At 57.9% G+C, this 25,683-nt stretch carries 27 protein-coding genes and 1 riboswitch; of the genes, 14 read left to right on the plus strand and 13 right to left on the minus strand.

All coding sequences use genetic code 11. The features are described 5' to 3' along the window. Positions 1–234: 234 nt before the first annotated feature. The 9 genes from yegS (at position 235) to gutQ (ending at position 7,638) form a co-directional block, all read left to right on the plus strand. Complete coding sequence (yegS, locus tag C3F38_RS21250; RefSeq protein ID WP_038873764.1) at positions 235–1,140, plus strand: lipid kinase YegS; 906 nt, start codon at positions 235–237, stop codon at positions 1,138–1,140. 272 nt (positions 1,141–1,412) lie between these two features. Further along, a complete protein-coding gene (gene fbaB / locus C3F38_RS21255; RefSeq protein WP_033644067.1) occupies positions 1,413–2,462 on the plus strand; it encodes a class I fructose-bisphosphate aldolase in 1,050 nt (349 codons plus the stop codon). 235 nt (positions 2,463–2,697) lie between these two features. Next, positions 2,698–3,246: a PTS glucitol/sorbitol transporter subunit IIC gene (locus tag C3F38_RS21260; protein WP_004941528.1), complete on the plus strand. Its 549-nt coding sequence runs from the start codon at positions 2,698–2,700 to the stop codon at positions 3,244–3,246. 15 nt (positions 3,247–3,261) lie between these two features. Further along, a complete protein-coding gene (locus tag C3F38_RS21265; protein ID WP_047730090.1) occupies positions 3,262–4,239 on the plus strand; it encodes a PTS glucitol/sorbitol transporter subunit IIB in 978 nt (325 codons plus the stop codon). 22 nt (positions 4,240–4,261) lie between these two features. After that, positions 4,262–4,624 carry a PTS glucitol/sorbitol transporter subunit IIA gene (gene srlB / locus C3F38_RS21270; protein WP_038873767.1) on the plus strand — a complete coding sequence of 121 codons (363 nt, stop codon included), beginning with the start codon at positions 4,262–4,264 and terminating at the stop codon, positions 4,622–4,624. Between the two features lie 10 nt (positions 4,625–4,634). Then, positions 4,635–5,414, plus strand: coding sequence for a sorbitol-6-phosphate dehydrogenase (gene srlD, locus C3F38_RS21275; protein ID WP_047730089.1), 780 nt, complete (start codon positions 4,635–4,637; stop codon positions 5,412–5,414). A gap of 46 nt (positions 5,415–5,460) precedes the next feature. Next, the gene (gutM, locus tag C3F38_RS21280; protein ID WP_038873770.1) at positions 5,461–5,817 is read left to right on the plus strand and encodes a transcriptional regulator GutM; all 357 of its coding nucleotides are present in this window, start codon (positions 5,461–5,463) and stop codon (positions 5,815–5,817) included. An 83-nt stretch (positions 5,818–5,900) separates the two neighbouring features. Further along, entirely contained in the window at positions 5,901–6,674 is a 774-nt protein-coding gene (locus C3F38_RS21285) for a DNA-binding transcriptional repressor (protein WP_033635559.1), read from the plus strand. Beyond that, positions 6,667–7,638, plus strand: a complete 972-nt coding sequence (gutQ, locus tag C3F38_RS21290) for an arabinose-5-phosphate isomerase GutQ (RefSeq protein ID WP_038873772.1) — start codon at positions 6,667–6,669, stop codon at positions 7,636–7,638. Before C3F38_RS21285 ends, gutQ begins: the two co-directional genes overlap by 8 nt. 39 nt (positions 7,639–7,677) lie before the next feature. Here gutQ and C3F38_RS21295 read toward each other — a convergent pair whose 3' ends face one another. From C3F38_RS21295 to thiM, 3 genes are all read right to left on the minus strand, one after another. After that, a complete protein-coding gene (locus C3F38_RS21295; protein ID WP_033639640.1) occupies positions 7,678–8,136 on the minus strand; it encodes an inhibitor of vertebrate lysozyme family protein in 459 nt (152 codons plus the stop codon). A gap of 84 nt (positions 8,137–8,220) precedes the next feature. Further along, positions 8,221–9,021: a bifunctional hydroxymethylpyrimidine kinase/phosphomethylpyrimidine kinase gene (gene thiD / locus C3F38_RS21300; RefSeq protein ID WP_055313797.1), complete on the minus strand. Its 801-nt coding sequence runs from the start codon at positions 9,019–9,021 to the stop codon at positions 8,221–8,223. Continuing rightward, on the minus strand, positions 9,021–9,812 hold the full coding sequence (gene thiM / locus C3F38_RS21305; protein WP_038873781.1) for a hydroxyethylthiazole kinase: 792 nt from the start codon (positions 9,810–9,812) through the stop codon (positions 9,021–9,023). The genes thiD and thiM overlap by 1 nt, the downstream gene beginning before the upstream one ends. Before the next feature lie 35 nt (positions 9,813–9,847). Beyond that, a riboswitch (TPP riboswitch) is annotated at positions 9,848–9,944 on the minus strand. Between the two features lie 142 nt (positions 9,945–10,086). On the opposite strand from thiM, the gene C3F38_RS21310 reads away from it, so the two are divergent. Continuing rightward, positions 10,087–10,512, plus strand: coding sequence for a GNAT family N-acetyltransferase (locus tag C3F38_RS21310; protein ID WP_055316300.1), 426 nt, complete (start codon positions 10,087–10,089; stop codon positions 10,510–10,512). Here the strand turns inward: C3F38_RS21310 and C3F38_RS21315 are convergent. Further along, positions 10,509–11,732 carry an MFS transporter gene (locus C3F38_RS21315; RefSeq protein WP_047730086.1) on the minus strand — a complete coding sequence of 408 codons (1,224 nt, stop codon included), beginning with the start codon at positions 11,730–11,732 and terminating at the stop codon, positions 10,509–10,511. The genes C3F38_RS21310 and C3F38_RS21315 overlap by 4 nt on opposite strands. 95 nt (positions 11,733–11,827) lie before the next feature. Here C3F38_RS21315 and C3F38_RS21320 point away from each other — a divergent pair, with 95 nt between their 5' ends. Then, the gene (locus C3F38_RS21320; RefSeq protein ID WP_033648951.1) at positions 11,828–12,277 is read left to right on the plus strand and encodes a helix-turn-helix domain-containing protein; all 450 of its coding nucleotides are present in this window, start codon (positions 11,828–11,830) and stop codon (positions 12,275–12,277) included. A gap of 6 nt (positions 12,278–12,283) precedes the next feature. On the opposite strand, the gene C3F38_RS21325 is transcribed toward C3F38_RS21320, so the two are convergent. Both C3F38_RS21325 and C3F38_RS21330 read right to left on the minus strand, forming a co-directional pair. After that, positions 12,284–12,544: a DUF1158 family protein gene (locus C3F38_RS21325; RefSeq protein WP_038873791.1), complete on the minus strand. Its 261-nt coding sequence runs from the start codon at positions 12,542–12,544 to the stop codon at positions 12,284–12,286. Further along, the gene (locus tag C3F38_RS21330; protein ID WP_223182026.1) at positions 12,516–13,070 is read right to left on the minus strand and encodes a DUF2778 domain-containing protein; all 555 of its coding nucleotides are present in this window, start codon (positions 13,068–13,070) and stop codon (positions 12,516–12,518) included. The genes C3F38_RS21325 and C3F38_RS21330 overlap by 29 nt, the downstream gene beginning before the upstream one ends. A 183-nt stretch (positions 13,071–13,253) precedes the next feature. On the opposite strand from C3F38_RS21330, the gene rluF reads away from it, so the two are divergent. After that, positions 13,254–14,123, plus strand: coding sequence for a 23S rRNA pseudouridine(2604) synthase RluF (gene rluF / locus C3F38_RS21335; protein WP_038873794.1), 870 nt, complete (start codon positions 13,254–13,256; stop codon positions 14,121–14,123). Positions 14,124–14,238: 115 nt separating this feature from the next. Here rluF and C3F38_RS21340 read toward each other — a convergent pair whose 3' ends face one another. From C3F38_RS21340 to C3F38_RS21355, 4 genes are all read right to left on the minus strand, one after another. After that, positions 14,239–14,691 carry a DUF943 family protein gene (locus C3F38_RS21340; RefSeq protein ID WP_038872474.1) on the minus strand — a complete coding sequence of 151 codons (453 nt, stop codon included), beginning with the start codon at positions 14,689–14,691 and terminating at the stop codon, positions 14,239–14,241. Next, positions 14,684–15,487, minus strand: coding sequence for a DUF3289 family protein (locus tag C3F38_RS21345; RefSeq protein WP_033655342.1), 804 nt, complete (start codon positions 15,485–15,487; stop codon positions 14,684–14,686). The genes C3F38_RS21340 and C3F38_RS21345 overlap by 8 nt, the downstream gene beginning before the upstream one ends. Before the next feature lie 181 nt (positions 15,488–15,668). Further along, on the minus strand, positions 15,669–18,746 hold the full coding sequence (locus tag C3F38_RS21350; protein ID WP_103767457.1) for an autotransporter domain-containing protein: 3,078 nt from the start codon (positions 18,744–18,746) through the stop codon (positions 15,669–15,671). Between the two features lie 195 nt (positions 18,747–18,941). Beyond that, the gene (locus tag C3F38_RS21355) at positions 18,942–19,256 is read right to left on the minus strand and encodes a hypothetical protein (RefSeq protein ID WP_025303891.1); all 315 of its coding nucleotides are present in this window, start codon (positions 19,254–19,256) and stop codon (positions 18,942–18,944) included. A gap of 175 nt (positions 19,257–19,431) precedes the next feature. Here C3F38_RS21355 and C3F38_RS21360 point away from each other — a divergent pair, with 175 nt between their 5' ends. Beyond that, entirely contained in the window at positions 19,432–20,064 is a 633-nt protein-coding gene (locus tag C3F38_RS21360; RefSeq protein ID WP_055316295.1) for a response regulator transcription factor, read from the plus strand. Then, the gene (locus C3F38_RS21365; protein ID WP_055316293.1) at positions 20,061–21,842 is read left to right on the plus strand and encodes a hybrid sensor histidine kinase/response regulator; all 1,782 of its coding nucleotides are present in this window, start codon (positions 20,061–20,063) and stop codon (positions 21,840–21,842) included. The genes C3F38_RS21360 and C3F38_RS21365 overlap by 4 nt, the downstream gene beginning before the upstream one ends. A 97-nt stretch (positions 21,843–21,939) precedes the next feature. Here C3F38_RS21365 and C3F38_RS26285 read toward each other — a convergent pair whose 3' ends face one another. The 3 genes from C3F38_RS26285 to C3F38_RS21375 form a co-directional block, all read right to left on the minus strand. Continuing rightward, positions 21,940–22,134 carry a hypothetical protein gene (locus C3F38_RS26285; protein WP_127897174.1) on the minus strand — a complete coding sequence of 65 codons (195 nt, stop codon included), beginning with the start codon at positions 22,132–22,134 and terminating at the stop codon, positions 21,940–21,942. Between the two features lie 159 nt (positions 22,135–22,293). Beyond that, positions 22,294–24,408 carry a peptidase domain-containing ABC transporter gene (locus tag C3F38_RS21370; protein ID WP_047730082.1) on the minus strand — a complete coding sequence of 705 codons (2,115 nt, stop codon included), beginning with the start codon at positions 24,406–24,408 and terminating at the stop codon, positions 22,294–22,296. Then, the gene (locus tag C3F38_RS21375; RefSeq protein WP_055316291.1) at positions 24,401–25,678 is read right to left on the minus strand and encodes an HlyD family secretion protein; all 1,278 of its coding nucleotides are present in this window, start codon (positions 25,676–25,678) and stop codon (positions 24,401–24,403) included. Before C3F38_RS21375 ends, C3F38_RS21370 begins: the two co-directional genes overlap by 8 nt. Between the last annotated feature and the right edge of the window lie 5 nt (positions 25,679–25,683).

The following is a 25,683-nucleotide window of genomic DNA, read 5'->3' on the forward strand; positions in this document are numbered from 1 at the left end:
TCCGTTTTAATAATAATAATCACGCCGCTTCGATATATAAATAACGCTACAGCGATTAATCCTCTCGTCTTTAAAACTTGGCTTATTTCCGCGTAAAATTCAGATAAATTCGCCTTGCTTCATATTCACTGAGCGCCGGGGAATAACCAGAATTAGCTGAATATTCTGATGGCTTGGTGGCGGCAGCTGGTTTATCTTGAAGCATTCTTGGTTTTCCGCCGGAGGAGATCGGCAATGCCTCAACACTCACATGCGCCCGCCCTGCTTATTCTCAACGGCAAAGGCGCCGGTAACGAAGAGCTGCGTCAGGCGGTCAAACGCCTGCGTGCAGAGCAAATCACGCTGTACGTGCGCGTGACCTGGGAGCACGGCGACGCCGCGCGCTACGTCGCGGAAGCCGCACAGCTCGGCGTCGGCACCGTCGTCGCCGGCGGCGGTGACGGCACCATCAACGAAGTGGCCGCCGCGCTGATGCAACTGCCGGCGCACAACCGGCCGGTATTGGGCATCCTGCCGCTCGGCACCGCCAACGATTTCGCCATGGCCTGCAATATTCCCCCGTCGCCGGAACAGGCGCTGCAGCTGGCGATCAAGGGCCGCTCGGTGCCGATCGATCTGGCCAAAGTCAACGGCGAACGCTACTTCATCAACATGGCCACCGGCGGCTTCGGCACCCGCATCACCACCGAAACGCCGGAGAAGCTGAAGGCGGCGTTGGGCGGCGTGTCCTACTTCGTGCACGGCTTGCTGCGCATGGATACGCTGCAGGCCGACCGCTGTGAAATTCGCGGGCCTGACTTCCGTTGGGCCGGCGAAGCACTGGTGATCGGCATCGGCAACGGCAAACAGGCCGGCGGCGGCCAGGAGCTGTGCCCCAGTGCGCTGATCAACGACGGCCTGCTGCAGCTGCGCCTGTTGATCGCCGATGAACTGCTGCCGGCGCTGGTCGCCGCCCTGTTCAACGACGAAGAGAGCAACAGCATCCTCAGCGCAGCGCTGCCGTGGCTCGAGATCGACGCGCCGCATGAAATGACCTTCAATCTCGACGGCGAACCGCTCAAAGGCCGTCATTTCCGCATTGAAGTGTTGCCGCAGGCCATCAAATGCCGCCTGCCGCCTAACTGCGCCCTGCTGGGCTGACCTTGTCGGGCGCAGCGTGTTCCTCCGATCGCCCTGCAGAACACCGAGTGGTTCGAGATCGAATAATCAATCGCTTAGCGCGCCGGGGGCGATCGCCCCCGCGTATTTGGCCTCGCAAATGGCATTTCCTCTCAATCGCATCTATTGTTTGTCCTTGCCGGATCCAGTTCGGTAGTATCGCTTTACAGCTTCAATCACCGCTTTTTTACTGCGCCGGTGGTCAAAAACCCTTGCATTGCCGGTGTATGAAGAAGCTTAATCGGGAGTGAATCATGACTGATATTGTGCAGTTGCTAGGAAAGGAAGCGGAAGATCTGCTGCAACACCGCTGTACCACTATCCCCGCCGAGAATCTCTACCTGCCGGGCGCCGACTTCGTCGACCGCGTAATGATCGATAACAACCGTCCCAACAGCGTGCTGCGTTCGATGCAAACCCTGTTCAACCACGGCCGCCTGGCCGGCACCGGCTACCTGTCGATCCTGCCGGTCGATCAGGGCATCGAGCACTCCGCCGCCGCCTCGTTCGCCGCCAACCCGCTGTATTTCGATCCGAAGAACATCGTCGAGCTGGCGATTGAAGCCGGCTGTAACTGCGTCGCCTCCACTTACGGCGTGCTGGCGTCGGTATCGCGCCGCTACGCGCATAAAATTCCGTTCCTGGTCAAACTCAACCACAACGAAACGCTGAGCTACCCGACCCAGTACGACCAGACCCTGTACGCCAGCGTCGAGCAGGCATTCAACATGGGTGCGGTGGCGGTCGGCGCCACCATTTACTTCGGCTCCGAGCAGTCGCGCCGCCAGATCGAAGAGATCTCGATCGCCTTCGAGCGCGCGCATGAGCTGGGCATGGTCACCGTGTTGTGGGCCTATCTGCGCAACCCGGCGTTCAACAAGGATGGCGTGGACTACCACTCCAGCGCCGATCTGACCGGCCAGGCCAACCACATCGCCGCCACCATCGGCGCCGACATCGTCAAACAGAAAATGGCGGAAAACAACGGCGGCTACCGCGCGGTGAAATTCGGCTATACCGACGATCGCGTCTACACCAAGCTGACCACCGATCACCCGATCGATCTGGTGCGCTACCAGCTGGCCAACTGCTACATGGGCCGCGCCGGGCTGATCAACTCCGGCGGCGCCGCCGGTGAGAACGACCTGCAGGAGTCGGTGCGCACCGCGGTGATCAACAAACGCGCCGGGGGCATGGGCCTGATCCTGGGGCGCAAGGCGTTCAAGAAATCGATGAAAGACGGCGTGGCGCTGATCAACGCCGTGCAAGACGCCTACCTGGACAAGAAGGTCACCATCGCCTGATGTGACGGACCACCTGTCCTCAAGCCCGGCTCGCCGGGCTTTTTTGTGCCCGCTTTCTCCCACTCATGCCACAGACCTTCTCTTTCTTTCACTTTAAGCTTTCAAAATAAAATATTTATCTTTCAAATTGTGATCTATTTAAAACAAATAGCCCAACAAAGTGACTACTGTAAGGCCCATGGCGACAGAGCCGCCGTTCGCTCCAGGCCATATCAGTCCATTACAGGAGAACATAATGATTGAGCTAATCACCCACGGCGCCGAGTGGTTTATCGGCCTGTTTCAGAAAGGCGGTGAAGTGTTTGTCGGCATGGTGACCGGCATTTTACCTTTGTTGATCAGCCTGTTGGTAATCATGAACGCGCTGATCAAATTTGTTGGCCAGGAACGTATCGAACGATTGGCGCAGCGCTGCGCGGGCAACCCCGTCTCGCGTTATCTGCTGCTGCCGCTGATCGGCACCTTTGTCTTCTGCAACCCGATGACCCTCAGCCTGGGGCGCTTCATGCCGGAGAAATACAAGCCGAGCTACTACGCGGCGGCCTCCTACAGCTGCCACTCGATGAACGGCCTGTTCCCGCACATCAATCCGGGCGAGCTGTTCGTTTACCTCGGTATCGCCAGCGGCCTGACCACCCTCGGCCTGCCGCTCGGCCCGCTGGCGGTGAGCTATTTCCTGGTGGGGCTGTTCACCAACTTCTTCCGCGGCTGGGTCACCGATCTGACCACCAGCCTGTTCGAACGCAAGATGGGCATCCGTCTGGATCGCCAGGTGCAACTTTAATTCGTGGAGTGCAGCATGAGTGCTTATATCCGTATTGAAAAAGGCGCCAGCGGCTGGGGTGGCCCCCTGGAGCTGCCGATAGAGCCCGGCAAGAAAGTGGTGTACATCACCGCCGGCACCCGGCCTTCGATCGTCGATCGCCTCAGCGAATTGACCGGCTGGCCGGCCGTCGACGGTTTCAAAGAGGGCGAGCCGCCGGCAGAAGAGATCGGCGTGGCGGTGATCGACTGCGGCGGCACCCTGCGCTGCGGCCTGTACCCGAAACGCCGTATTCCGACGGTCAACATCCACGCCACCGGCCAGTCCGGCCCGCTGGCGCAGTTTATCCTCGAAGACATCTATGTCTCCGGCGTGCGCGACCACAATATCAGCCGAATCGAAGCGGCAGATAGCCAACCCGCCGCCGTTGCAGCACCGCCCAAGACGCGCGACTACGACACCAGCAAGAAGATCACCGAGCAAAGCGACGGGCTGCTGGCGAAGGTCGGCATGGGCATGGGATCGGTGGTGGCGGTGTTCTTCCAGGCCGGGCGCGACACCATCGACACCGTGCTGAAGACCATCCTGCCGTTTATGGCGTTCGTCTCGGCCTTGATCGGCATCATCATGGCCTCCGGCCTCGGGGACTTTATCGCTCACGGCCTGACGCCGCTCGCCAACAGCCCGATCGGCCTGGTGACGCTGGCGCTGATCTGCTCATTCCCGCTGCTGTCGCCGTTCCTCGGCCCCGGCGCGGTCATCGCCCAGGTGATCGGCGTGCTGGTCGGAGTGCAGATCGGCCTCGGCCATATTCCGCCGCAGCTGGCGCTGCCCGCGCTGTTCGCCATCAACGCGCAGGCCGCCTGCGACTTCATTCCGGTCGGCCTGTCGCTGGCGGAAGCCAAGCAGGACACCGTGCGGGTCGGCGTGCCCTCGGTGCTGGTCGGCCGCTTCCTGACCGGCGCGCCGACGGTGTTGATCGCCTGGGCCGCCTCGGCCTTCATTTATCAATAAGCTGATTTCCAGGGAGACGTTTATGCACACCATTTTTCACACCACCATCACGCAGATCGGTGGCTGCGCCCGCGACGCGTTGCTGGACAACATGTTGATCACTTTCCGTGAAGGCGCGCCGGCGGATATCGAAGAGTTCTGCTTCATCCACCGCCACGGCGCGACCGCCGGTGAGCTGCAGGTCGGCGGCGTGATGGAGCTGGCGCAGCATCGCTACGCCATCACCGCCGTCGGCAGCGTCGCCACGCAGAACCTGCGCGAACTGGGCCACATCACCGTGCGCTTCGACGGCGAAGCCGAAGCCGAATTCCCCGGCTCGATCCACGTTTCCGGCCCGACGCCGACCGATATCCCGTTGGGCAGCACGCTGTCATTTATCGCATAAGGAGTAGACCATGTCTGAAGTAGCTGTAGTGATTGGCGGCGGCCAAACGTTAGGCGCCTTTTTGTCCCACGGGCTGGCGCAGGCCGGTTATCGGGTGGCGGTGGCCGATCTGAACGCCGACAGCGCCAATCAGGTGGCACAGCAGATCAACGAAGCGTTTGGCGCAGGCAGCGCCTGCGGTTTTCAGGCCGACGCCACCGACGAACAGAGCGTGATCGCGCTGGCGGCGGCGGTTGACCGGGCGTTCGGCCAGGCCAACCTGCTGGTGTACAGCGCCGGCATCGCCAAGGCGGCGCCGATCACCGACTTCCCGCTGGGCGACTTCGACCGCTCGCTGCAGGTGAACCTGGTGGGCTATTTCCTCTGCGCCCGCGAGTTCTCGCGCCTGATGATCCGCGACGGCATCGCCGGGCGCATCATTCAGATCAACTCCAAGTCCGGCAAGGTCGGCAGCAAGCACAACTCCGGCTACAGCGCCGCCAAGTTCGGCGGCGTGGGGCTGACGCAGTCGCTGGCGCTCGATCTGGCGGAGTACGGCATTACCGTGCATTCGCTGATGCTCGGCAACCTGCTGAAGTCGCCGATGTTCCAGTCGCTGCTGCCGCAGTACGCGCAAAAACTGGGCATCGCGCCGGACCAGGTGGAGCAGTACTACATCGACAAAGTGCCGCTGAAGCGCGGCTGCGACTACCAGGACGTGCTGAACACCCTGCTGTTCTACGCCAGCGACAAGGCCTCTTACTGCACCGGCCAATCGATCAACATCACCGGCGGCCAGGTGATGTTCTGACGCCATCGACGCCCCCTTCCACGGAAGGGGGCCTAAGGAGACCCCCATGACTCAAGCTCTGATCGCCTTCGCGCTGCTGGCCTGGCTGCTGCAAATCGCCTTCGGCTGGTGGCAACTGCAGCGCTTCAACCGCGCCTTCGACGGCCTGTGCCGGCTGGGCGCCGTCGGCGTCGGCCGTTCCGGCGGCCGCTTCCGCCCGCGAGTGGTGCTGGCGCTGGCCTTCGACGCCGATCGGCGGGTGTGCGGCAGCCTGTTACTGCGCGGCCTGACCGTTTTCGCCCGGCCCCGCCCGCTGCCTCGATTGCACGGTTTGCATCAGCGGGATTTACGCCCGGATGTGATCTTCCCCGAGGATCGCGCATGCCAGTCTGCACTATCGTTAGCGATTGCGCCCAAATCGTGATATTTTCACATTAAAAGACATTACCTTTCATAGTGAATTATTCAGCGAGAGGAAATGCCCAACTCTTGTGAACGGGAATCGCGATGAAACCAAAGCAGCGGCAGGCCGCTATCCTTGAATATCTGCAGCGGCATGGCAAAACGGCAGTGGACGCCCTGGCCGAGCATTTCTCCACCACCGGCACCACCATCCGCAAGGATCTCACCCTGCTGGAAGAAGAAGGTGAGGTGATCCGCACCTACGGCGGCGTGGTGCTCAGCCGCGACGATGGCGATCAGCCGATCGACCGCAAAACCCATATCAACACCGAGAAAAAACGCCACATCGCCAGCGCCGCCGTGGCGCTGATCGCCGACGGCGACTCGCTGATCTTCGACGCCGGCAGCACGGTGCTGCAGATGGTGCCGCACCTGGCGCAGTTCAATAACATCACGGTGATGACCAACAGCCTGACCATCGTCAACGCGCTGGTGGAGCTGGACAACGATCAGACCATCCTGATGCCCGGCGGCACCTACCGCAAAAAATCGGCCTCGTTCCACGGCAGCCTGGCCGAATCGGCGTTTCAGCAATTCAGCTTCGACAAGCTGTTTATCGGCGCGGACGGCGTCGATCTCAACGCCGGCGTCACCACCTTCAACGAAGTGCACAACGTCAGCAAAGCGATGTGCGAAGCCGCCGGCCGCATTATTCTGTTGGTAGACTCCTCGAAATTCGGCCGCAAGAGCCCGAACGTGGTGTGCGAACTCAGCGCCGTCGACACGCTGATCACCGACCGAGACATCAACCCCGATTACCTCGCCGCCCTGCAGGCGAAAGGCATCAATATCCTTCTGGTAGGAGACCCCGATGAGTAACGCCAATGCCCTGCTCGCCTTCGCCCGCGAAACGCTGGAGATCGAGCTGACCGAAGCGCAACGCCTGCTGGCGCGCCTGGACGACAACTTCGTCTGCGCCTGCGAACTGCTGCTCAACTGCCGTGGCAAAGCGGTGATTTCCGGCATCGGCAAATCCGGCCATATCGGCAAGAAGATCGCCGCGTCGCTGGCCAGCACCGGCACGCCGTCGTTCTTCGTGCACCCGGCCGAGGCGCTGCACGGCGATCTCGGCATGATCGGCGCCGACGACGTGGTGGTGTTCATCTCCTACTCCGGCCGCGCCAAAGAGCTGGATCTGATCCTGCCGCTGCTGGCGGAGAACGGCATTCCGGTGATCGCCATCACCGGCGGCAAAGAGTCGCCGCTGGCGCTGGCCGCGGCCTGCGTGTTGGATATCGGCGTCGAGCGCGAAGCCTGCCCGATGGGGCTGGCGCCGACCTCCAGCGCGGTCAACACCCTGATGATGGGCGATGCTCTGGCGATGGCGCTGATGCGCCAGCGCGGTTTCAACGCGGAAGATTTCGCCCGCTCGCACCCGGGCGGCAGCCTGGGGGCGCGCCTGTTGAACCGCGTGCATCACCTGATGCGCACCGGCGATCGCCTGCCGCGCGTGAGCGAAAGCGCCAACGTGATGGAAGCGATGCTGGAGCTGAGCCGCACCGGGCTCGGGTTAGTGGCGGTCTGCGACGCGCAGCAGCGGGTGGTGGGCGTGTTTACCGACGGCGACCTGCGCCGCTGGCTGGTGAAGGGCAACAGCCTGCAGGATCCGCTCAGCCCGGCGATCACCCGCCCCGGTTATCGGCTGCCGGAGCAGTGGCGCGCCGGCGAGGCGCTGGAAGCGCTGCACGAACAGCACATCAGCGCGGCCCCGGTGGTCGATATGAACGGCGTGCTGGTGGGGGCGCTCAACCTGCACGATCTGCATCAGGCCGGCATCGGCTGATCAACGCCGGGGGCGCCATCACCGGCGCCCCCGGTCAGATCATTTCCAGTCGGGATTGTTCTCGAACTGCTGCTTCAGCAGCGCTTTCATGTCGTCATTCGGCTTGCCGAGCCACTGGTACTTGGCATACTTCTTCGGATGATCGACGGCTTCCGGCCGATCTTCCACTTCCACCCGCACGCCCCAGGCCTGGGATTTGTCCGCGCTGAACGCCACGATCAAAAAGTTGTTGCCGCAGTCGTGCGGCTTGCACAGATTGCCGACCAGATACTCTTTGCCCTTCCAGTTCAGATTCTGCGCCGGCGTTGAGGTGCCGACGCCCTTACGCGCCCAGCCCGGCATCCGCGCCTGGCCTTTCACCATGTTTTGCCAGCTGGCCTGATACCCCGGCTGCTGAATCAAATCCGACGTGGTGACGATCTGCTGGGCAAAGCTGCCCGCGCTGAAGCTGAGCAGTGCGCCGAAGAGGGCGCAACGCAGCGCCTGGTGTCCCGTCATAGTCCTTCTCCCTAGGTTAAATCAGGTTTCGCCCATAAAACCGGGCCTGAACCAGTCAGACCACGGTTGTGGCAAAAAGTTGACTCACCACCAGGCATGGAAATGATGCACCGGCCCGATACCGTGCCCCACTTCCAGCGTGTCCGCCTGTTGCAGCGCTTGTTGCAGGTAGTCCTTGGCGGCGGCCACTGTAGCCGCCCAGTCGGCATGGCGCGGGCGCAGCGCCGCCAGCGCGGCCGAGAGCGTGCAACCGGTGCCGTGGGTGTGGCGGGTAGCGACGCGCGGCGCGGTAAAGCGCTGCTCGCCTTCTGCGCTAAACAGCCAGTCCGGGCTCTCGTTTTCGCTCAGGTGGCCGCCCTTCATCAGCACCGCCCGGCAGCCCATCGCCAGCAGCGCCCGCCCCTGCTCGCGCATCTGCGCTTCATCTTCCGCCGGCGCGCACGCCAGCAGCGCCGCCGCTTCCGGCAGGTTCGGCGTAATGATCGACACCAGCGGCAACAGCTCGCGCCGAATAGATGCCACCGCCTCCGGCGCCAGCAACGGATCGCCGCTTTTCGCCAGCATCACGGTGTCCAGCACCACGAACTCCGGCCGGTAATGGCGCAGCCGTTCGGCCACCGCCTGCACGATGTCGGCGTTGGCCAGCATGCCGATCTTGACGCTGTCGATGCGCACGTCGCTGAACACCGAGTCCAGCTGCGCGGCGACGAACGCCGGATCGATGTAATACACCGACTGCACGCCGCGGGTATTCTGCGCCACCAGCGCGGTGATCACCGAGGTGCCGTAGGCGCCAAGCGCCGAGAAAGCCTTCAAATCGGCCTGAATGCCGGCGCCGCCGCTGGGATCGGTGCCGGCGATGGTCAGGGCGTTAATGCGTTTCATCACAGATCCTCCCCGCGCAGCTGATACAAGGCATCGAGGAACGCCGGCGTAAAGCTGCCCGGCCCGCCGGCCTGTCTGGCCGCGAGGCCGCCGCAGTGGGACATCACCCGGCAGGCGGTCGCCGCGTTGTCCAGGCGATCGCCCGGCAGGGCGCAAAACGCCGCCACGACCGCCGACAGCGCGCAGCCGGTGCCCACCACCCGCGTCATCAGCGGGGAACCGCCTTCGATCGCCCAATCGCGTTGGCCGTCGGTGACGTAATCCACCGCGCCGGTGACCGCCACCACCGCGCCGCTGCGCTGTGCCAGCTCACGCGCGGCGGGCAAGGCCGCCAGCGAATCGTCGCCGCTGTCAACCCCGCGGCCGCTGGCCAACAACCCGCTGAGCGCCATAATTTCCGAGGCGTTGCCGCGTATCGCCGCCGGTTTCTCGTCCAGCAGCTGTTTGGCGAAGGCGGTGCGGTAGGAGAGCGCGCCGACCGCCACCGGATCCAGCGTCCAGGGCTTGCCGGCCTGATTGGCGGCGGCCACCGCCGCCCGCATCGATTCGGCGCGCAGCGCATTGAGGGTACCGACGTTGATCAGCAGGCCATCGGCCAGCGCGCTGAACTGCGCCGCCTCTTGCGGCTCCACCACCATCGCCGGGGAGGCGCCGAGCGCCAGCAGCACGTTGGCGGTCAGCGATTGCACCACTTCGTTGGTCAGGCAGTGGATCAGCGGAGGCCGCTGTTGGAATTGGGTCAGACAGGCCGCGGCGCGCGCGCCGGGTAGTGCATCAGGTCGAGCGATCATATTCCTCCCAACCGGCGTTCAAGAAGGCGGCGCCGGCTGGGCGGCCGTGACTTCCCTACGCTGGCATTATCCAGATCAGGTAATACGGGTATTTCTCAGCCTTCACGTAGAAGGGCACCCCGAGTCATGAAAATCAATAGGTTGTGATCAACGTTGCGTTAATCCCTGCAGGGGATCATGCCAGCGGCGGCGCGGACAAACAAGCGAATAAATCGGCTCGGCAGGCATACGCCGCGCAATGCGCTATAGTGAGCACAAACCACCGGGAGATGCCATGCAGATAAGACCCTACCAAGAGACCGATCGCCCCTTCCTGCGCACGCTGTACCTGGCGTCGCGCAAGGCGGCGTTCGGCTGGCGCGATACCTCAAACTATCAGTTGGAAGATTTCGACGGCGCGACGCTGGGCGAAGCGATTTGGGTAGCAGAAGACGGCGGCACGCTGCTGGGATTCGTCTCCGTCTATCGCGAAGACAACTTCATTCATAACCTGTATGTCGATCCCCATCAGCCGCCGCGCGGCGTCGGCAGTGCGCTGCTGCAGGCGGCGGAAGCCACCTTCACCGCCACTGGCTCGCTGAAATGCCTGGTGAAGAATGAAAAGGCGCTGGCGTTCTACCGCAAACACGGCTGGCGCATCATCTCTACCGGCAACGACGGCGAAGAAGATTATTACCTGATGCATTCGCTGGCCCGCTAGCCCTTACCCGCGGCATCCGGCATCCCGCACAGCGTCAGCCGCCAAAACAGCAGCGCGCTCAGGCTGACGCCCGCCCCCAGCCAGCAGACGCCGCTCCACCCCACCCAGGCATACATATGGGTGCCGGCAAAGGCGCCCAGCCCGCTGCCGACGGCGTAAAACAGCATGTAGCAGCCCACCAGCCGGCTGTGCGACTGCGGGTGGGCACTGAAGATCATGCTCTGGTTCAGCACGTGGATCGCCTGGCCCGCCAGATCCAGCAGCACGATGCCCGCCACCAGCCAAACCAGGCCGCTGCCGAGCAAACCGAGCGGCAGCCAGGCCAGCGTCAACAGCAGCAGACACACGCCGCTGGCCGCCTGCCCCAGCCCGCGATCCGCCAGATGCCCGGCGCGCACCGCCGCCAGCGCGCCCACCGCGCCGACCAGGCCGAACGCCCCCACCGCGGCATGGGTGAAGTTGAACGGCGCCTGGCTCAGCGGCAACACCAGCGAACTCCAAAAGAGGCTGAAAGCGCCGAACATCAGCAGCGCCAACATGCCGCGAATTTGCAGCGTGCGGTCATGCAGCAGCAGGGTCAGCATTGAACGCAGCAGCGCGAGATAGCTCAGCGTACTGGGAGCGGTGCGCGGCGCAGGCAGCAGGCGCGACAGGATCGGCAGCAATACCAGCGTCACCCCGGCAGAGAAGAAGTACACCGTGCGCCAGCCGCCGACGTCCGCCAGCGCGCCGGACAGGGTACGCGCCAGCAGCAACCCCAATACCACTCCGCCCTGCGCCGCACCAACCACCCGCCCGCGCTCCTGCGGCGCCGCCAGGGCTGCGGCGTAAGCGATCAGCCCCTGCGTCATGGCGGTGCCCAGTAGCCCCACCAGCAGCATCCCCGCCAGCAGCCAGGGCGCGCTGTGCGCCCAGCCCACCAGCAGCAGCGCGCCGATCAGCCCCAGCTGTTGCCCCGCCAGCAACCGATGCCGATTCAGCCGATCCCCCAGCGGCACCACCAACAGCAGCGCCAGCGCGCAGCCCAGTTGGGTCACGGTGATCACCATGCCGACCGCCGCCAGACTGATGGAAAAATCATGGGCGATGGCGTCCAGCAGCGGCTGCGCATAGTAAACGTTGGCCACGCTAAAGGCGCTGGCGGCGGCCAACAGCAGCACCAGAGTGGCCGGCAGGCGCCCCAGCGCCGCGCAGGGAGGATCCAACAGTTTGTCGCTCATCGCATACCTCAATCTGGTTTCATTATTAAACCCAATGCACTTTAGGCGTAGAGGTTTTATAATGCAACCAGAATGTGCAGCTGGAGATAAACGCCGTGAAACGTAAAAGCCTGGAAGACGCGCCGTGCCCGGTGGCGCGCACGCTGGATGTGATTGGCGACTGGTGGTCGCTGCTGATCGTGCGCGACGCCTTCGACGGCGTCACCCGCTTCAGCGAATTTCAAAAAGGGCTGGGGATGGCGAAGAATATCCTTGCCACCCGCCTGCGCGCCCTGGTGACGCACGGCGTGCTGGAGATCGTGCCCGCCGCAGACGGCAGCGCCTATCAGGAATATGTGCTGACCGAGAAAGGCCGCGCGCTGTTTCCGGTGATCGTCGGCCTGCGCCAGTGGGGGGAAGATCATCTGTTCGCCGAGGGAGAGGCGCACTCAACGCTGGTGGAAAGCGACAGCGGCCGCCCCGTCCCGCGCCTGACGCCGATCGGCAGCGCCGGGCAGACGCTCACCCCGCTGAATACCCGGGTGGTGAAGGTGGAGGAACGGTGATGAGAGTTAGTGGCGGTGCCCGCAGCTCACCCGCTGAAAAACCTGGCGGATAAAGAGCCATTCCAGACACCCAGCCAGCAGATAAACCGCGCCAAAAACGAGCGCACCAAACCATTCCGTATCGTTAAAATGGAAAAACCCACTGGCGTCAATCAGCCAAGCGGTTTGATTCTGGTTTAGCCTGGGTACAGGAAAAAGCTTTATTGTCAGCACAGCCAGCCCAACAACAGCCAATACGTTAGCGAGCAACAGGGCAAGTTTTTTCATAGCCTTTCACCTCGATAGTCCCATATGCCTGTAATGTCGTTCCCGGAACTCTGGCTGTTTTCGATTTCAGCAATGCAGCTCGCAGACGATTGAATTCGTTTTGGGAATAAAAGGTTACACATCCTTCGGATAATCCAAGTGGGCCGATTGGATGCAACCTGAATTGTCCACGCATAATGCCGTTAATCCATGTTCTATCGTTAACTGTTCCATCATCTCTGTATAAAGCAAACCAACTATTGTGATCTACATTGGTCACAATATCTTTTATGAAAGTAATAGTCTGCGACTTTAAACCACCGGACGGCCGATCCACAATCCAGTAAGTACCGGCTGGTATAGCCCCGTGATTGGGAACATCTGTGCATCCTGGTTGATTTGTATACTGTTTATTACCAGAAAACACAGAGAACATCCCAACCCCTTGACACAACAGAGTGTTTATTTTGTTTCCATTATGAACTAAAAAGCAGCGAAGCATTTTATTTCCCCCATCCTTTGGCTGAGCACCGATAATATCCAGCAAATAAAATTCTATCTATCTTATTGATTTTGTGAATATTGTTAACTCGTAATGATAGAATAAGCAATGAGTAAGGCCCAATCAGCATTGATGGCGCATGCATCACCTTGCGCTATTGCATCTATTCTCGAACAGCTTCCGTAATCCCCTGCGGGTAATGTATAGTCCGCGTTTTACGGAGATCCCATGCTGACTAACTCATCCATTCGTTTGAACAAATACATTAGCGAGAGCGGTATCTGCTCACGCCGCGACGCCGATCGATACATCGAACAGGGCAACGTTTTCATCAACGGTAAACGCGCCACCGTCGGCGCTCAGGTATTTGCCGGCGATGTGGTGAAGGTTAACGGTCAGTTGATCGAACCGCGCAATGAAGAAGATCTGGTGCTGATCGCGCTGAACAAACCGGTCGGCATCGTCACCACCACCGAAGACGGCGAGCGCGACAACATCGCCGACTTCGTCAACCACAGCAAACGCATCTTCCCGATCGGCCGTTTGGACAAGGATTCGCAGGGGCTGATCTTTCTGACCAACCACGGTGACCTGGTCAACAAGATCCTGCGCGCCGGCAACAATCACGAGAAAGAGTATCTGGTGACGGTCAACAAGCCAGTGACCGACGAGTTTATTCGCGGTATGGGCGCCGGCGTGCCGATGCTGGGCACGGTGACCAAAAAGTGCAAGGTGAAGAAAGAGGCGCCTTTCGTGTTCCGCATCACGCTGGTGCAGGGGCTGAACCGCCAGATCCGCCGCATGTGCGAACACTTCGGCTACGAGGTCACCAAGCTGGAACGCACGCGCATCATGAACGTCAGCCTGAAAGGCTTGCCGCTGGGCGAATGGCGCGATCTGACCGATGACGAGCTGATTGAACTGTTCAAACTGATTGAAGGCTCTTCGTCCGAGGCCAAGCCGGCGAAGAAGGCCCCGGCCAAATCCGCCGCGGCGAAAAAGCCGAGCACCGGCGGGCCGAAAGGCGCCGACAAAGCCGCTGCGCCGGCCGGCCGCAAACGCTTTGCCCAGCCAGGACGTAAGAAAAAAGGGCGTTAAACGCCCTTCGCCCTCGCCAAGCCCGCCGTTGTGCGGGCTTGGCGAGGGCGAAAGCCTAAGCACCACTTAGACGAGTCTGATTGAAAGCGAGGAAAAACTCAGAGGGTAAGAGTCACTATTTTTTTAACAGCGTGGTCTTACCGTCACGCTCTTGAGCGAAAGTCTTCCCATCCAGACTGATAAAAACTCTTTTATTAACATCACCATTAATAATCATCGCTATATCCTTATAGATACATTTATTCTTGGCATCACCCTCGCTAAGACAATGATAGTCATCAATACTTCCATCATTGCTGCCAGTCGGAGCGGCAACATAGCCGTCAAAATTCATTACGGCAACGGTAAAATGATTCTCGTCTTTGATAATATGATACTTATCCTGAAGTTTATCTTTATTATCATTCCACCAAGATATTTTACCTTCCGTGGTCAGCGGAAGGTATTGAACATAAACAGCAGCACCATCAACCCGCACAACATTAGCAGGTCTGACAAGCACCCAAACCAACCAAAGAGCCGCTACGGCGACCAAAGAAAAGAACGCAACCTTTTTTTTGTTAAGCATAGTTTTCACCTGTCACTATTATTTTCGCGCCAAAGTTGGTGAAAAAGGGTCTAAACGCGAACTCTTTATACCTTTGAAGTACAAACCAAATCCTGAAAAACCCAATAGAACTAAACTTTAATTTACTAATATCTTCTTTATCTAACCCAAAATGATCCTGAGCTTTATAGCTAATCACAGCAGTATATTTATTATCTTGAAAAAACAAAGAATCAATACTGATCTCTGTACTATTGACCTCATGTACACTGACTCCCATTCCATTTATGCAATCTTCCCAGCGAACATACTTTGGCAAACGGCTCTGTGATAACTGAAGAGTAAATGCATCTTTATTCAACTGATATGAGTTAAAATCAAAGGTATCGAGAACACTTTTAATTCGAATTAGCGTACTATTTTCTGATTTATCGCTCAGTATCAACCTTTTATAGGCTAAGTCCATTTGAACATCTTGAAAGTCAGTTCCGTTATTGTACTGCATATGATTGAAAAGTTTAACTATCAGCCCTTGATAAACGCCAGTAAAAGAAAAGTATCTCGATGCAGCTCTCAGCTCATCAAAAAGCATTGCAACCGCCTTTTCTTTTCCAGCTGCCGGAATATTTCGCGTTGCCGGATGATCATAAGGCGATTTATAAGTACTCCAATCGATAAACGTTGATACTTGCCCCAAACGGTACCGTTGCTTAAGTGTACGTTCATCCATATCGCCATATTGCATATCATCAGCAAAACGGTCGTTAAAAGGCTTCTTGCTGGTGAAAATCGTTAACGGCCTTGTCAAGTCACGCATTGGAAAATCAGTCCCTTGCCCATGCTAAGAAGAACATTAATCATACAGGCAATCCCGCCCTGCTCATATCGGGAAATGTCTTAGCGCCCCCTTACGCAGGCTCACGGGAAACTTAATGTTCACCATAAAAAAGGCCCGCATCAAGCGGGCCTGCAAGTACCAGAGAAGTCTAGAGGAAAAATCAGAACGACCAGCGCAGGTTGGCGTTGACCGAATTAACGCGGGTATCGGCGCCGAATTGCCCCTGATAGCCGACATCCAGCGTCGCGGCGCGCGACAGTTTCACGCTCACGCCGATATCGCCCACCATCACGTTGTCATCCACGGCCTGGCCCTGAGTGACGAACGCGTCACTGCCGGCAAACGCCATGCGCGATGAGGTGTTCTTATCGCCGTAGGCGTGCTGCCAGCCGAGCGAGCCGTAGAGGCTGACGTTCTTCGGCAGCTCGGTCACGCCGCGCACCCCGAGCGTGGAGTAGAAGGTGTTCATCGTTTCATTGCGCACGCTCAGCGCCGCCGCGCCACCCGACTCCTGGAAGCTGTCGGTATGCAGGCGGATGTAGCTCAGGTTAATGAACGGTTCGACGTTCATCTCCGGCTGGCCAAAACGGTAACCCGCTTCGGTGAACGCCAGCAGCGAGTTGGCGTCGTAATCCGACTTCAGCCGATCCGAGAAGCCGCTGAAATCGACGTTGCGCTTGCCTTCGATCTTGTGCCAGGTGTAACCCAGCGCGCCGCGCAGCGAGAACGCATCCTGTTGCCCCGCCGCATACAGGCCGAGGTGGTAGTTGTCGGTATCGGCCTTGGAACGGCGGCTGTCGACGTCGTAGTCACCGCGGCTGTAACCGAAGTAGCCGCCGATGCGCACGTTATGGTCCGCCAGCTTGCGATCCGCCCCCAACAGGAAGCCGGTGGTGTTACCATCCAGCTTGCCCACGTTGCCGTTGCCGCTGTTTCTGCCCCAGGAACTGAAGGTCTGCCCCCAGACGCCGCTGTTTTGCGCCTGCGCCGGTTGCACCAGCGACATCGCCAACGGCGGTATCGGCAGGCTGTCGTTGTCGAACAGGCGCAGCATGCGCTGGTTCAGCACGTTGAACAGCTGGGTGCTGCCGGCAATCAGGTTAGACTGCATCGACGGATAGACTTCGCCGGACAGCTGATTGAACGCCTCGCGCGCTTCCGGCGCACTCAGCAGCAGCAGCGAGTTGTACAGCGCCAGCGAAGGGCCGTTCTGCAACAACGTCGAGAGCGCACCGGCGGTATTCCACTGGTTGCCGCTCTCGGCCACCGTTTGGAAAATGCCCGGCTTGCCGCTGCCTGGGTTTTCCCCTCCCGGATTCTCGCCCCCCGGATTTTCACCGCCTGGGTTTTCCCCACCCGGATTCTCGCCCCCTGGATTCTCACCGCCTGGGTTTTCCCCACCCGGATTCTCGCCCCCTGGATTCTCACCGCCTGGGTTTTCCCCACCCGGATTCTCGCCGCCAGGGTTTTCACCGCCCGTGTCTTTCTGCGCGATGGTCAGATCCACGGCGTTGGGGCTGTGGTTTAACGCCACATCGAGGAAGGCAGACTTGGAGACCGCCGCCGCGAATTGGCCGTCAATGCCGCCGTCCGAGGTCAGAATGCGGTAGCTCTGGCCGGTTTTATAGCTGGTTTGCGGATCCAGCGCCGTGACCTGCACCTTGGCCCGATCGCTGATGGTGGTTTTGCCCGCCACCAGCAACTGATCGCTGCGGCCGTCGCCGGCGATATCGACGTCATAGAAGGATTCGCCGATAAAATTCAGGTAGCGTTTCAGCGTCAGCGTGCCGATATTGCCGTCGCCGGGCGAGATATGGCCGCCGGACTGGATCTCGGTCTGGCCCAGCGTGCCGTTGCCGCCCAATGTGCCACCGGCCTTGATCGACGCGGCGCTGCTGTAGCCCTGCCCGTTATTGACGTCGGAACCCGCCGTCGCGTTGAGGATCAGCGTGCCGCCGTTTTCGGCGCTGAGGGTTTGGATCTCGAAGATATCGTCTTCTTTCTGGGTATTGATATCGCTGGCGATGATGAGCTTACCGCCACGCGCGGTAACGTTGGCCTGCAGCCCAGTGAGATCGCCGTTTAGCGTCGTGTGCCCGGCGGTGTTGATCACCTCACCTTCGCCGCTCATCTTGTTGCTGAAGACGTAATTGCCGTCGGTATGGTTAAAGTACACATAGCTGCCGAACAGCCCGCCCCGCAGGGCGATCGCCGTCTGGGCATCGATAGTGCCTGCGGCGCCCGCCGCGCCGAGCGTCGGCTCGGTCAACCCGGTGCCGGTATCCATATTGCCGCGGCTGCCGATAATCAGCGCGCCGCGGTTCGAGCCGGAGCCGGTCTTGCCCAGCACCACTTCGTTGCCGCCGGCGGAGAATGTTCCGCCATCCATGACCGCCAACACGCCATTGCCGTAATCACCGACGTTGACGCTGCTGCCGCTGGTCACGCGCGAGCCGCTGCCGGCGATCGTCAGCTCGGCGGTTTTACGCGCGCCGGAGACGCCCGCCACCTGAATATTACCGACGTTGACCGCGCCGCCGTTCAGCACGTCCAGATCGCCGTAAAGCGTGAGCGCGCGGCCAACGTTCCATTGGGAATTGGCCCCTGTGACCGTGGCCTTCGGGCTCAGCGTATCGGTCTCGCCCGGCCCGCTGCCATTACCGATGCGCGCGTCAAAGGCGGTATTCAACACCGCGCCGTCTTCAATCGCCAGCGTGGATCGCGCCCCTAAGTCGGTGCCGACGCTGAGAAAATTGCTGGTGACGCGGGAACCGGCGCCGGTGGCGATCAGGTGGCTGTCATAGCCGCGCGTGGTGCCGACCACGATCTCTTTTGCGCTGGCCAGCGCGCCGTCTTCAACCCGCAGGGTGCCCCGCCCCAGATTCAGGCCGCCGCGCAGCACGAACTGATCGTTCACCGCGTTCAGCTCAGCGTTCGGCCCGCGAACCGTGACCAGGCTGTCATGAATTTGGCCGTTGAACATCCGGCCGATATTGATGTTATAGGCGCTGATCTTGCCATTCTCGATCAGCAGATTGCCGCTTTGATTGCGGCCGACGTAAACGTCCCCGGTGTAGGCCAATGATTCGGTAATTTTTGAGTCGCCGTCAAAAATAGCATCGTCTGCGCGAGCGATATCGGCGGGTGCCAGCATCAGCAGCGGCGCGGAAAATAGAGCGAGGTAAAGTTTGGAAAGCGGTGTTTTAACCGCTAAAGGGTGCGATGTCTTGTCATTCACGGGCTATCTCCGTACTCGTTGGCATGATGGCGCGAAATTTATTGTTATGGGTAAACTCACTGCGCTAGAGGAAATGTGAGGCGTTATTTCGCGCACGCCGGTTTAGTGATCGTCGAAGCAAAAGCTTATTGCCCCCCGGCGCTGACGCTCCGACGATGGAAAACCAGGAAGCGGAAATACCGCCCCCAAAGCAAATTATTTATGCGTGACCACCGGCGTACAGGTCGGCGCGCTCAACGACGGCGACGAACCTAAAATTCCCGGCATCATCAGCGACGAGCAATCGAAAATACGGCCCTTTTCCGTGGTGGCACGATATGAAAGTTTTTGGCCGCCCAGCGCATCCGGCTGCGCGCCATTGACGTTGGTCACGGTAATTTCGTCCGACGAGCCCAGGCCCAACATTTTGGCGGTTTCCGCCTGCAGCAATGGAATGGCCTGATCGGTTTTCAGGGTGGAACAACCGGCTATCATCATCGTCACGGTTAAAGCGATAAGTGGTTTCTTCATAAATTATCCTTTATAACCAATCAGTTAAAATTATCGATTGGCTTTATGTTTTCTCTTATCCAAATCCTCGAATAATATATTTCCCTTTCCTAAACGAAAAAACCCTCCTAAAGTAGGGAGGGTTGATAATAATTCATCAGACTTATCTGAACTGTGAAGGCGAAAGGAGAATCCTTTGGGGCAGGATTATGCGTTGGTCGTTGATGACCATCCATTGGTAGCAAGCGGCATCGCTAATTTTCTCAGCACGCATTGCCGATTCAAACAGGCGCATGTGGTGACCAATGAAGAGAATTGCTACCGTCATATTAGGGAAAATGGCCCACCGCGATTACTGGTGATCGATTTCTGGCTCTCCTCCGGTACCGCATTGATATTACTCAAAGAAGTAAAACAGCGTTATCCGCAGGTACGGATTTTAGTGGTCAGCGGCGACGAGAATAACGATATCTGGCAGAAAGTGCACACTGCCGGCGGGCACGGATTCGTATTAAAAAACGAGCCACCTGAATTATTCGCCAGGGCGGTTTTTGCGCTAAACAATAATCAGGAGTGGTTCCCGGAGGGAAATGAATGCGCTATTAAAAGCAGCCATGACCATTTAAATAAATTCAATTTAACGCCGAGACAAATCGACGTATTAACCATGATGTTGCGCGGCTTACCAAATAAAAGAATCGCGACGCAACTCTCTATTTCCGAACCTACCGTCAAAGAACATATCAGCAATATATTGAAAAAGATCGGCGTCAACAGCCGGGTAGAGGCCATCACGCTGTTGCACGGCAAACGGGATCCGTCGTCATGAGGTTTTTCCAGAATTTACAAAATGATGGTATCTCCCCACGCGCGCAGATCCGCCTGCTGGACAACACCTTCATGCGGCTGGTGTTCAGTTTCACCGCCGTGCCTTTCGTCGGCATCCCGTTCGCCATCTGGATTTATTTGCTGGGTGATGAACTCGGCCCAACCATTACCTGGATCATCGTTTACCTGCTATGCGCCGTGGCGATCCGAATATGGCACCGCCGCTACCTGCATGAGGCCAAAGAAAATGATGAAGACGCCGTGCTGCGCCGCTGGCTGCCGCGCATTAATAAGGTGGCGTTTATTCACGGGTTGGGGATCTCATCACTCTATTTAATTACGCCGCAGACCCATAACTTTGACTTTTTTCTGCTGCTCAATATCAGCATCGCCGCGATCGTCGCCGCCAACGCAACGCATCTGACGCCGGTTATCAGCACCTTTACCCGCTTTTTCTTCGCTTCCTGGGGGCTGCTGAACCTCGGCATCATCTGCCGGCTGGAAGACGTGATGTTCATCGTGCTGATGCTGAACTTGCTGTACGGCTTCGCCATTTACCGCCACGCGTTAACCTCACATGCGTTCTTTATTCAGCAGGCGTTGCTCGAGGAACAAAGCTCGCGCCTGGCGGAGCAGTTCCGCCAGGCTAAAGAGGAAGCGGAACAGGCGCTGCTGGACAAGAACCAGTTCCTGACCACCGCCAGCCACGATCTGCGCCAGCCGGTGCACGCCATGGGCTTTCTGATCGAAGCCATCATCCACAAAAACCGCGACGACAGCCTGACACCGCAGCTGCTGGATCTGCAGCAGAGCGTGCGTTCGGTGCATTTGATGTTCAATTCACTGCTCGATCTCAGCAAGATCGAATCCGGCAACGTGCGCACCGCCGCCACCCATGTGGATATCGGCGCCCTGCTCGACTCGGTGATCACCCTGTTCCGCGAAGAGGCCAACAGCCGCGCCCTGGCGCTGCGCACCTGGCGGCCCAAACGGCGCATCAGCGTGATGGGCGACCCGCTGCTGGTGCGGCAATCGTTGATTAACCTGATCCAAAACGCCCTGCGCTACACGCAACAGGGCGGCGTGCTGATCGCCATCCGCCCGCGCGGCGCCGAGTGCCTGGTGGAAGTGTGGGACACCGGCGTGGGCATCGCCGACGAAGAGAAAAGCAAAATCTTCTCCCCTTACTACCGCCCCGAGCTGGCGTGGAAAATCGACAGCGCCGGCCACGGGCTGGGGCTGGCGGTGGTGGCGCGCTGCGCCAAGCTGATGAAGGTGAAGTACGGCATGCACTCCGTCGAAGGCAAAGGCTCACGCTTCTGGATGCGCTTCACGCAATACATCGGCGAAGACAAAGCGCCGGAAACCGCGGCCGCCTACGACAACACCGCCACGCCCATCCGCTATGCGCCGCTGCGCGGCGCCTGCCTGGTGGTGGACGACGATCCCTTGGTGACCTCCGCCTGGGAGAGCCTGATGAGCACCTGGGGCATCACCGTGCGCTGCGCGGCCTCCGCCGAGGAAGCCTTCGCCATCGTCAACGACGGCTTTACGCCGTTCGCCGTGCTGTGCGACCAGCGCCTGCGTTCCGGCGAGAGCGGTTTCGACATCCTCAAAGCGCTGTTCGAACGCCTGCCGGACGTGAGCGGCGCCATGGTCAGCGGCGAGTTCAACTCGCAGATATTGCAAGAGGCCGAGCAGGAAGGCTATCTGGTGCTGCGCAAACCGCTGGAGCCGGCCAGGCTGCATGCGCTGCTGACGCAGTGGGGGGCAAGTTAACTACGCAGATAGCGCAGGTTATCCGCCAGCAATAAGGCAGGCTCAATGAATAAAACATTAAGCCTGCCGCATTTTACGTGGCGTTATCTAAATACGATTAATCGCATTTAGGCGGTTCTGGTTTGCAGACCGGCGGCTCAGGTTTACATACCGGCGGTTTTGGCGTGCAACCGCCCCAGGCATTATTCCACGCGTTTCCCCAGCTGTTAACAACCTTGCCGATAATAGCCAGACCCAGGCCAATCGTTGCGCCGTTCACCTGCTGAACTTCTGTTGAGTTTAATTCTCTCATTTTTCATCTCCATTCATTAAAAAGAATCAATTAAAAAAGACTGCTTTTTATGAACCGTTGGTTCACGCTTTAGGTATAAGACGCTCAATACATTAATTCAATAACGAAAATCTTAATTAAAGATGAAATAAATATAAAATTTTATCTTTCATCAAACAATTACACCATTGTATTTCCAGGTTGCAATGTAATTACCCGATCTGCCGATGAAATCGTCGATGGCCGATGAGCAATAATAACGCGGGTCATTTTCAACGAGGATATGGCTTCGCTCACTCTTTTTTCATTGTCCAGATCCAAATGACTGGTGGCTTCGTCCATAAACAGAATACTGGGCCTTCGATATAACGCGCGGGCGATAAGAACTCGCTGTTTTTGCCCGCCGGAAAGGCTGCCCCCCAATTCGCCCACCAACGTTTCATATCCCATCGGCATTTTCATAATATCGTCGTGAATATTGCAATGCTTGGCGCATTCAACGATAAATTCCGTATCGGGATGAGCATCAAAACTGCATATGTTCTCGGCAATTGAACCGGCAAGCAGTTTATCTTCTTGCAATACACATGCGATGCACTCCCGATAATTATTAATGCCGATATCATGAATGTTAATGCCGTTGATAAACAAGCGCCCTTCCGTCGGTTCCAACAGCCCGCACATCAGCTTCATCAACGTGGTTTTGCCGACGCCTGAAGGCCCGACGATCGCCACGCTTTCTCCCGCTGCGATCTGCAGGCTGAGCCCGGGGATCACTGGGCGCGAAAGGCTGTCATATTGATAAAGTAGATCGCGCACTTCAAAAGTCACCGCCTCGTTGGGATTGCATATCTTGCGATAGGGCTTTTCTTCCTCTGTCGTAGAAAGCACGATGTCCGCCAGCCTTTCATTATGCAAATTCAGCATTCGCAGCCGGATTACCATATCGATAAGATTTGACGCGCGATCGGAGAATTGCCCCCGATAGGCATTAAAGGCGACAAACATGCCTAATGTCATTTGACTGTCGATCACTAAAGACGCGCCTAACCACAAAATAACGATTTGATCGCAGGCCGCAAGAAACGCATTCACGCCGCCAAAGAACATATCGAGCTTCGTCACCCGAATATTAGCGTTTGCCGTATCGATATTTAAATTTAACCAGAACTGCGAACGCGTTCCCGCCAACCCCAACGACTTCAGCGTCGCGATGCTGTACAGCGTCTCCATAAAATGTGAGCTGGCTTTCGCCGACTTCACCAATTGCTCCTCGGAGGCTTGCCGATAATAGCGATAGGTCGAAAGGCGCAGCAGAACATATAACACCGTAAAGCCGGAGGCTACCCACACCAGCCAGCCACCGTACATGAACATCATGATAAATACGCCGACCGACATGATGCCATCAATGATGCTGGAAACGATACTGGTGGTAAACGTGGTGCGAATGGCGTCCAACGAGCCAAAGCGCGATTGAATATCACCCAGCTTGCGCTTTTCAAAATAGGCAAGCGGGAGCTTCATCAGATGATCAAACAACCCTGATTTCCACTGTATATCGATCAGCGCGCCCATCACGATGGAGATCCATGAGCGAAACATCGAAACGCAGGTGCGGAACAAGATAAAAAACAGTAAACCGACGCAAATAATGACCAATAAATTATGGTCACCGGCCTGGATGACGTGGTCCATCACCAACTGAGTCCCGACGGGCATCAGCAGGTTGACGGCCTCAATGACCAGCGACAGCGCGAAAATTTTTACCAGCGCGCTTTTAAGACCGGTGACATTGCTGAGCAGTTTTCTAAAGTGCAGGCGATTTTTCTGCACCACAGGCGTGAATTCACTGCTTGGCCATACCTCTAAAGCGATTCCGGTAAAATGAAGGGAAAACTCCTGCAGGCCGATAACCCGGCGGCCAAATGCCGGATCGTGCAGGGTTATCCGCCCACCGCGAATGTTGACCAGGACCACAAAGTGATTCATATCCCAGTGCAATATGCAGGGCCTTTTCACCTGATGAATCTCATCCAGGCTCAAGGATAAAGCCCGCGTTTTCAAATTGAGATTCTCGGCGATCGCGATCAGCGAGCTCAGGGTGGCACCGCGGGCCGAGATATCAAACTTCTGGCGCATCGACAGCATATCGATGTGCATGCCGTAATAGCCGCACACCATCGCTAAACTGGCCAGCCCGCATTCGGCGGCCTCCGTTTGCAAGACCTGCGGCACTTTTCTTCTGAGCGACAGGTTCAGCTTGCCAACGATATTCTCATAAACTTTATTCACGAAGTGGCCCCGACACACTGTTTTTCATGTCATAAAATGGCGCGAACATCCATTGGTAGATGGGTCTTTTCTCCAGGAAAAGCGTGGCTTGCGCCTTCATGCCGCTTGAAAGGTTCAGCTTCTTTCCCTGATAGCCAAACTGCGTGTTATCGATAGCCACCAGCACTTTGTAGTACGACTCAACCAGTTCAGCCGATTGTCGAGTTGGCGAACTGCTGTAAGTGGACATTTCCTGAATCGATGCGGGAACATAAGCGATGCTTTCGATCACGCCGGGAAACTGACCAAATTTTTCATACGGAAAGGCGTCATAGCGAACGTTGATGTGATCGCCTCGGTTCACGTAAGGCACGCTGCTGTTGGGCAACCATAAAACCAAATAATAGATGGCATGATTACTGGGGATTAATTGCGCCAGGCTGTCTCCCGTATTGACCATTTGCCCAGGCGTCACGCTGAGCGATTCAACGCGCCCGTCCGCCGGCGCATTGACAATCAACGAGCCACTGGCGTCCGCTTCGGCCAGCTGCCGCAGGAGATCATTGCGCTGAAATTGATATTGTGAGATTTGATTATCGAAATCGGACGCTCTTGTCGCGAGATCGCTATTCAGGTTAGTTATCTGCAAAGACTCTTGAATGCTTTGGTTATAGAGACTGTGGAACGTACTCTGCTGCTGATAGTAGAGGTAAACCTGGTTATTCAGCTGATCCCGATTAATGAGCCCCTTACTGCGATACTCATCGTAATTTTTCATGGTTTCGCGCATGAAGTTAACGCCGTTGCGTGAATTCTCGACCATCTGTTTGGACTGGCTGTGCGCCAGTTTATATTGGTCAATCTGCGCTTGCAGATTGACCAGGGTCGTTTTCTTGTTCGCCTCCAATTTGGCGATGATGCTATCGACCTGCGCCAGTTGATTTTCTATCGCCTGCCGCGTGCTTGCGCTGACGGTGCCGGAATCCGTCACCCTGCTGACGTCTATCTGATAAAGATGCTGCCCTTTTTTTACCTGATCGCCCACATTGACAAAGCGTTGCGCAATGAATCCCTGCTGAGTAGCAAATATGTTGACCGATCTTGGCAGCGTCGTGACCTCTCCGCCCACGCTGATACGCCGGGTATAACCGCCATAGGTCACGAAAATGATCAGTACAGAAACGAATGAAAGTGAAATGCCCGCGATGACCCAGGCCGGCAACCCTGCAATTAACAATGCTTTTCCTGCCCATTTAGAACGACTGTGCGATAAGGCCTCTTCCCTAAACAAATTCT

This window comes from Serratia sp. SSNIH1, from assembly GCF_002935055.1.
Classification (GTDB): Bacteria; Pseudomonadota; Gammaproteobacteria; order Enterobacterales; family Enterobacteriaceae; genus Serratia; species Serratia nevei.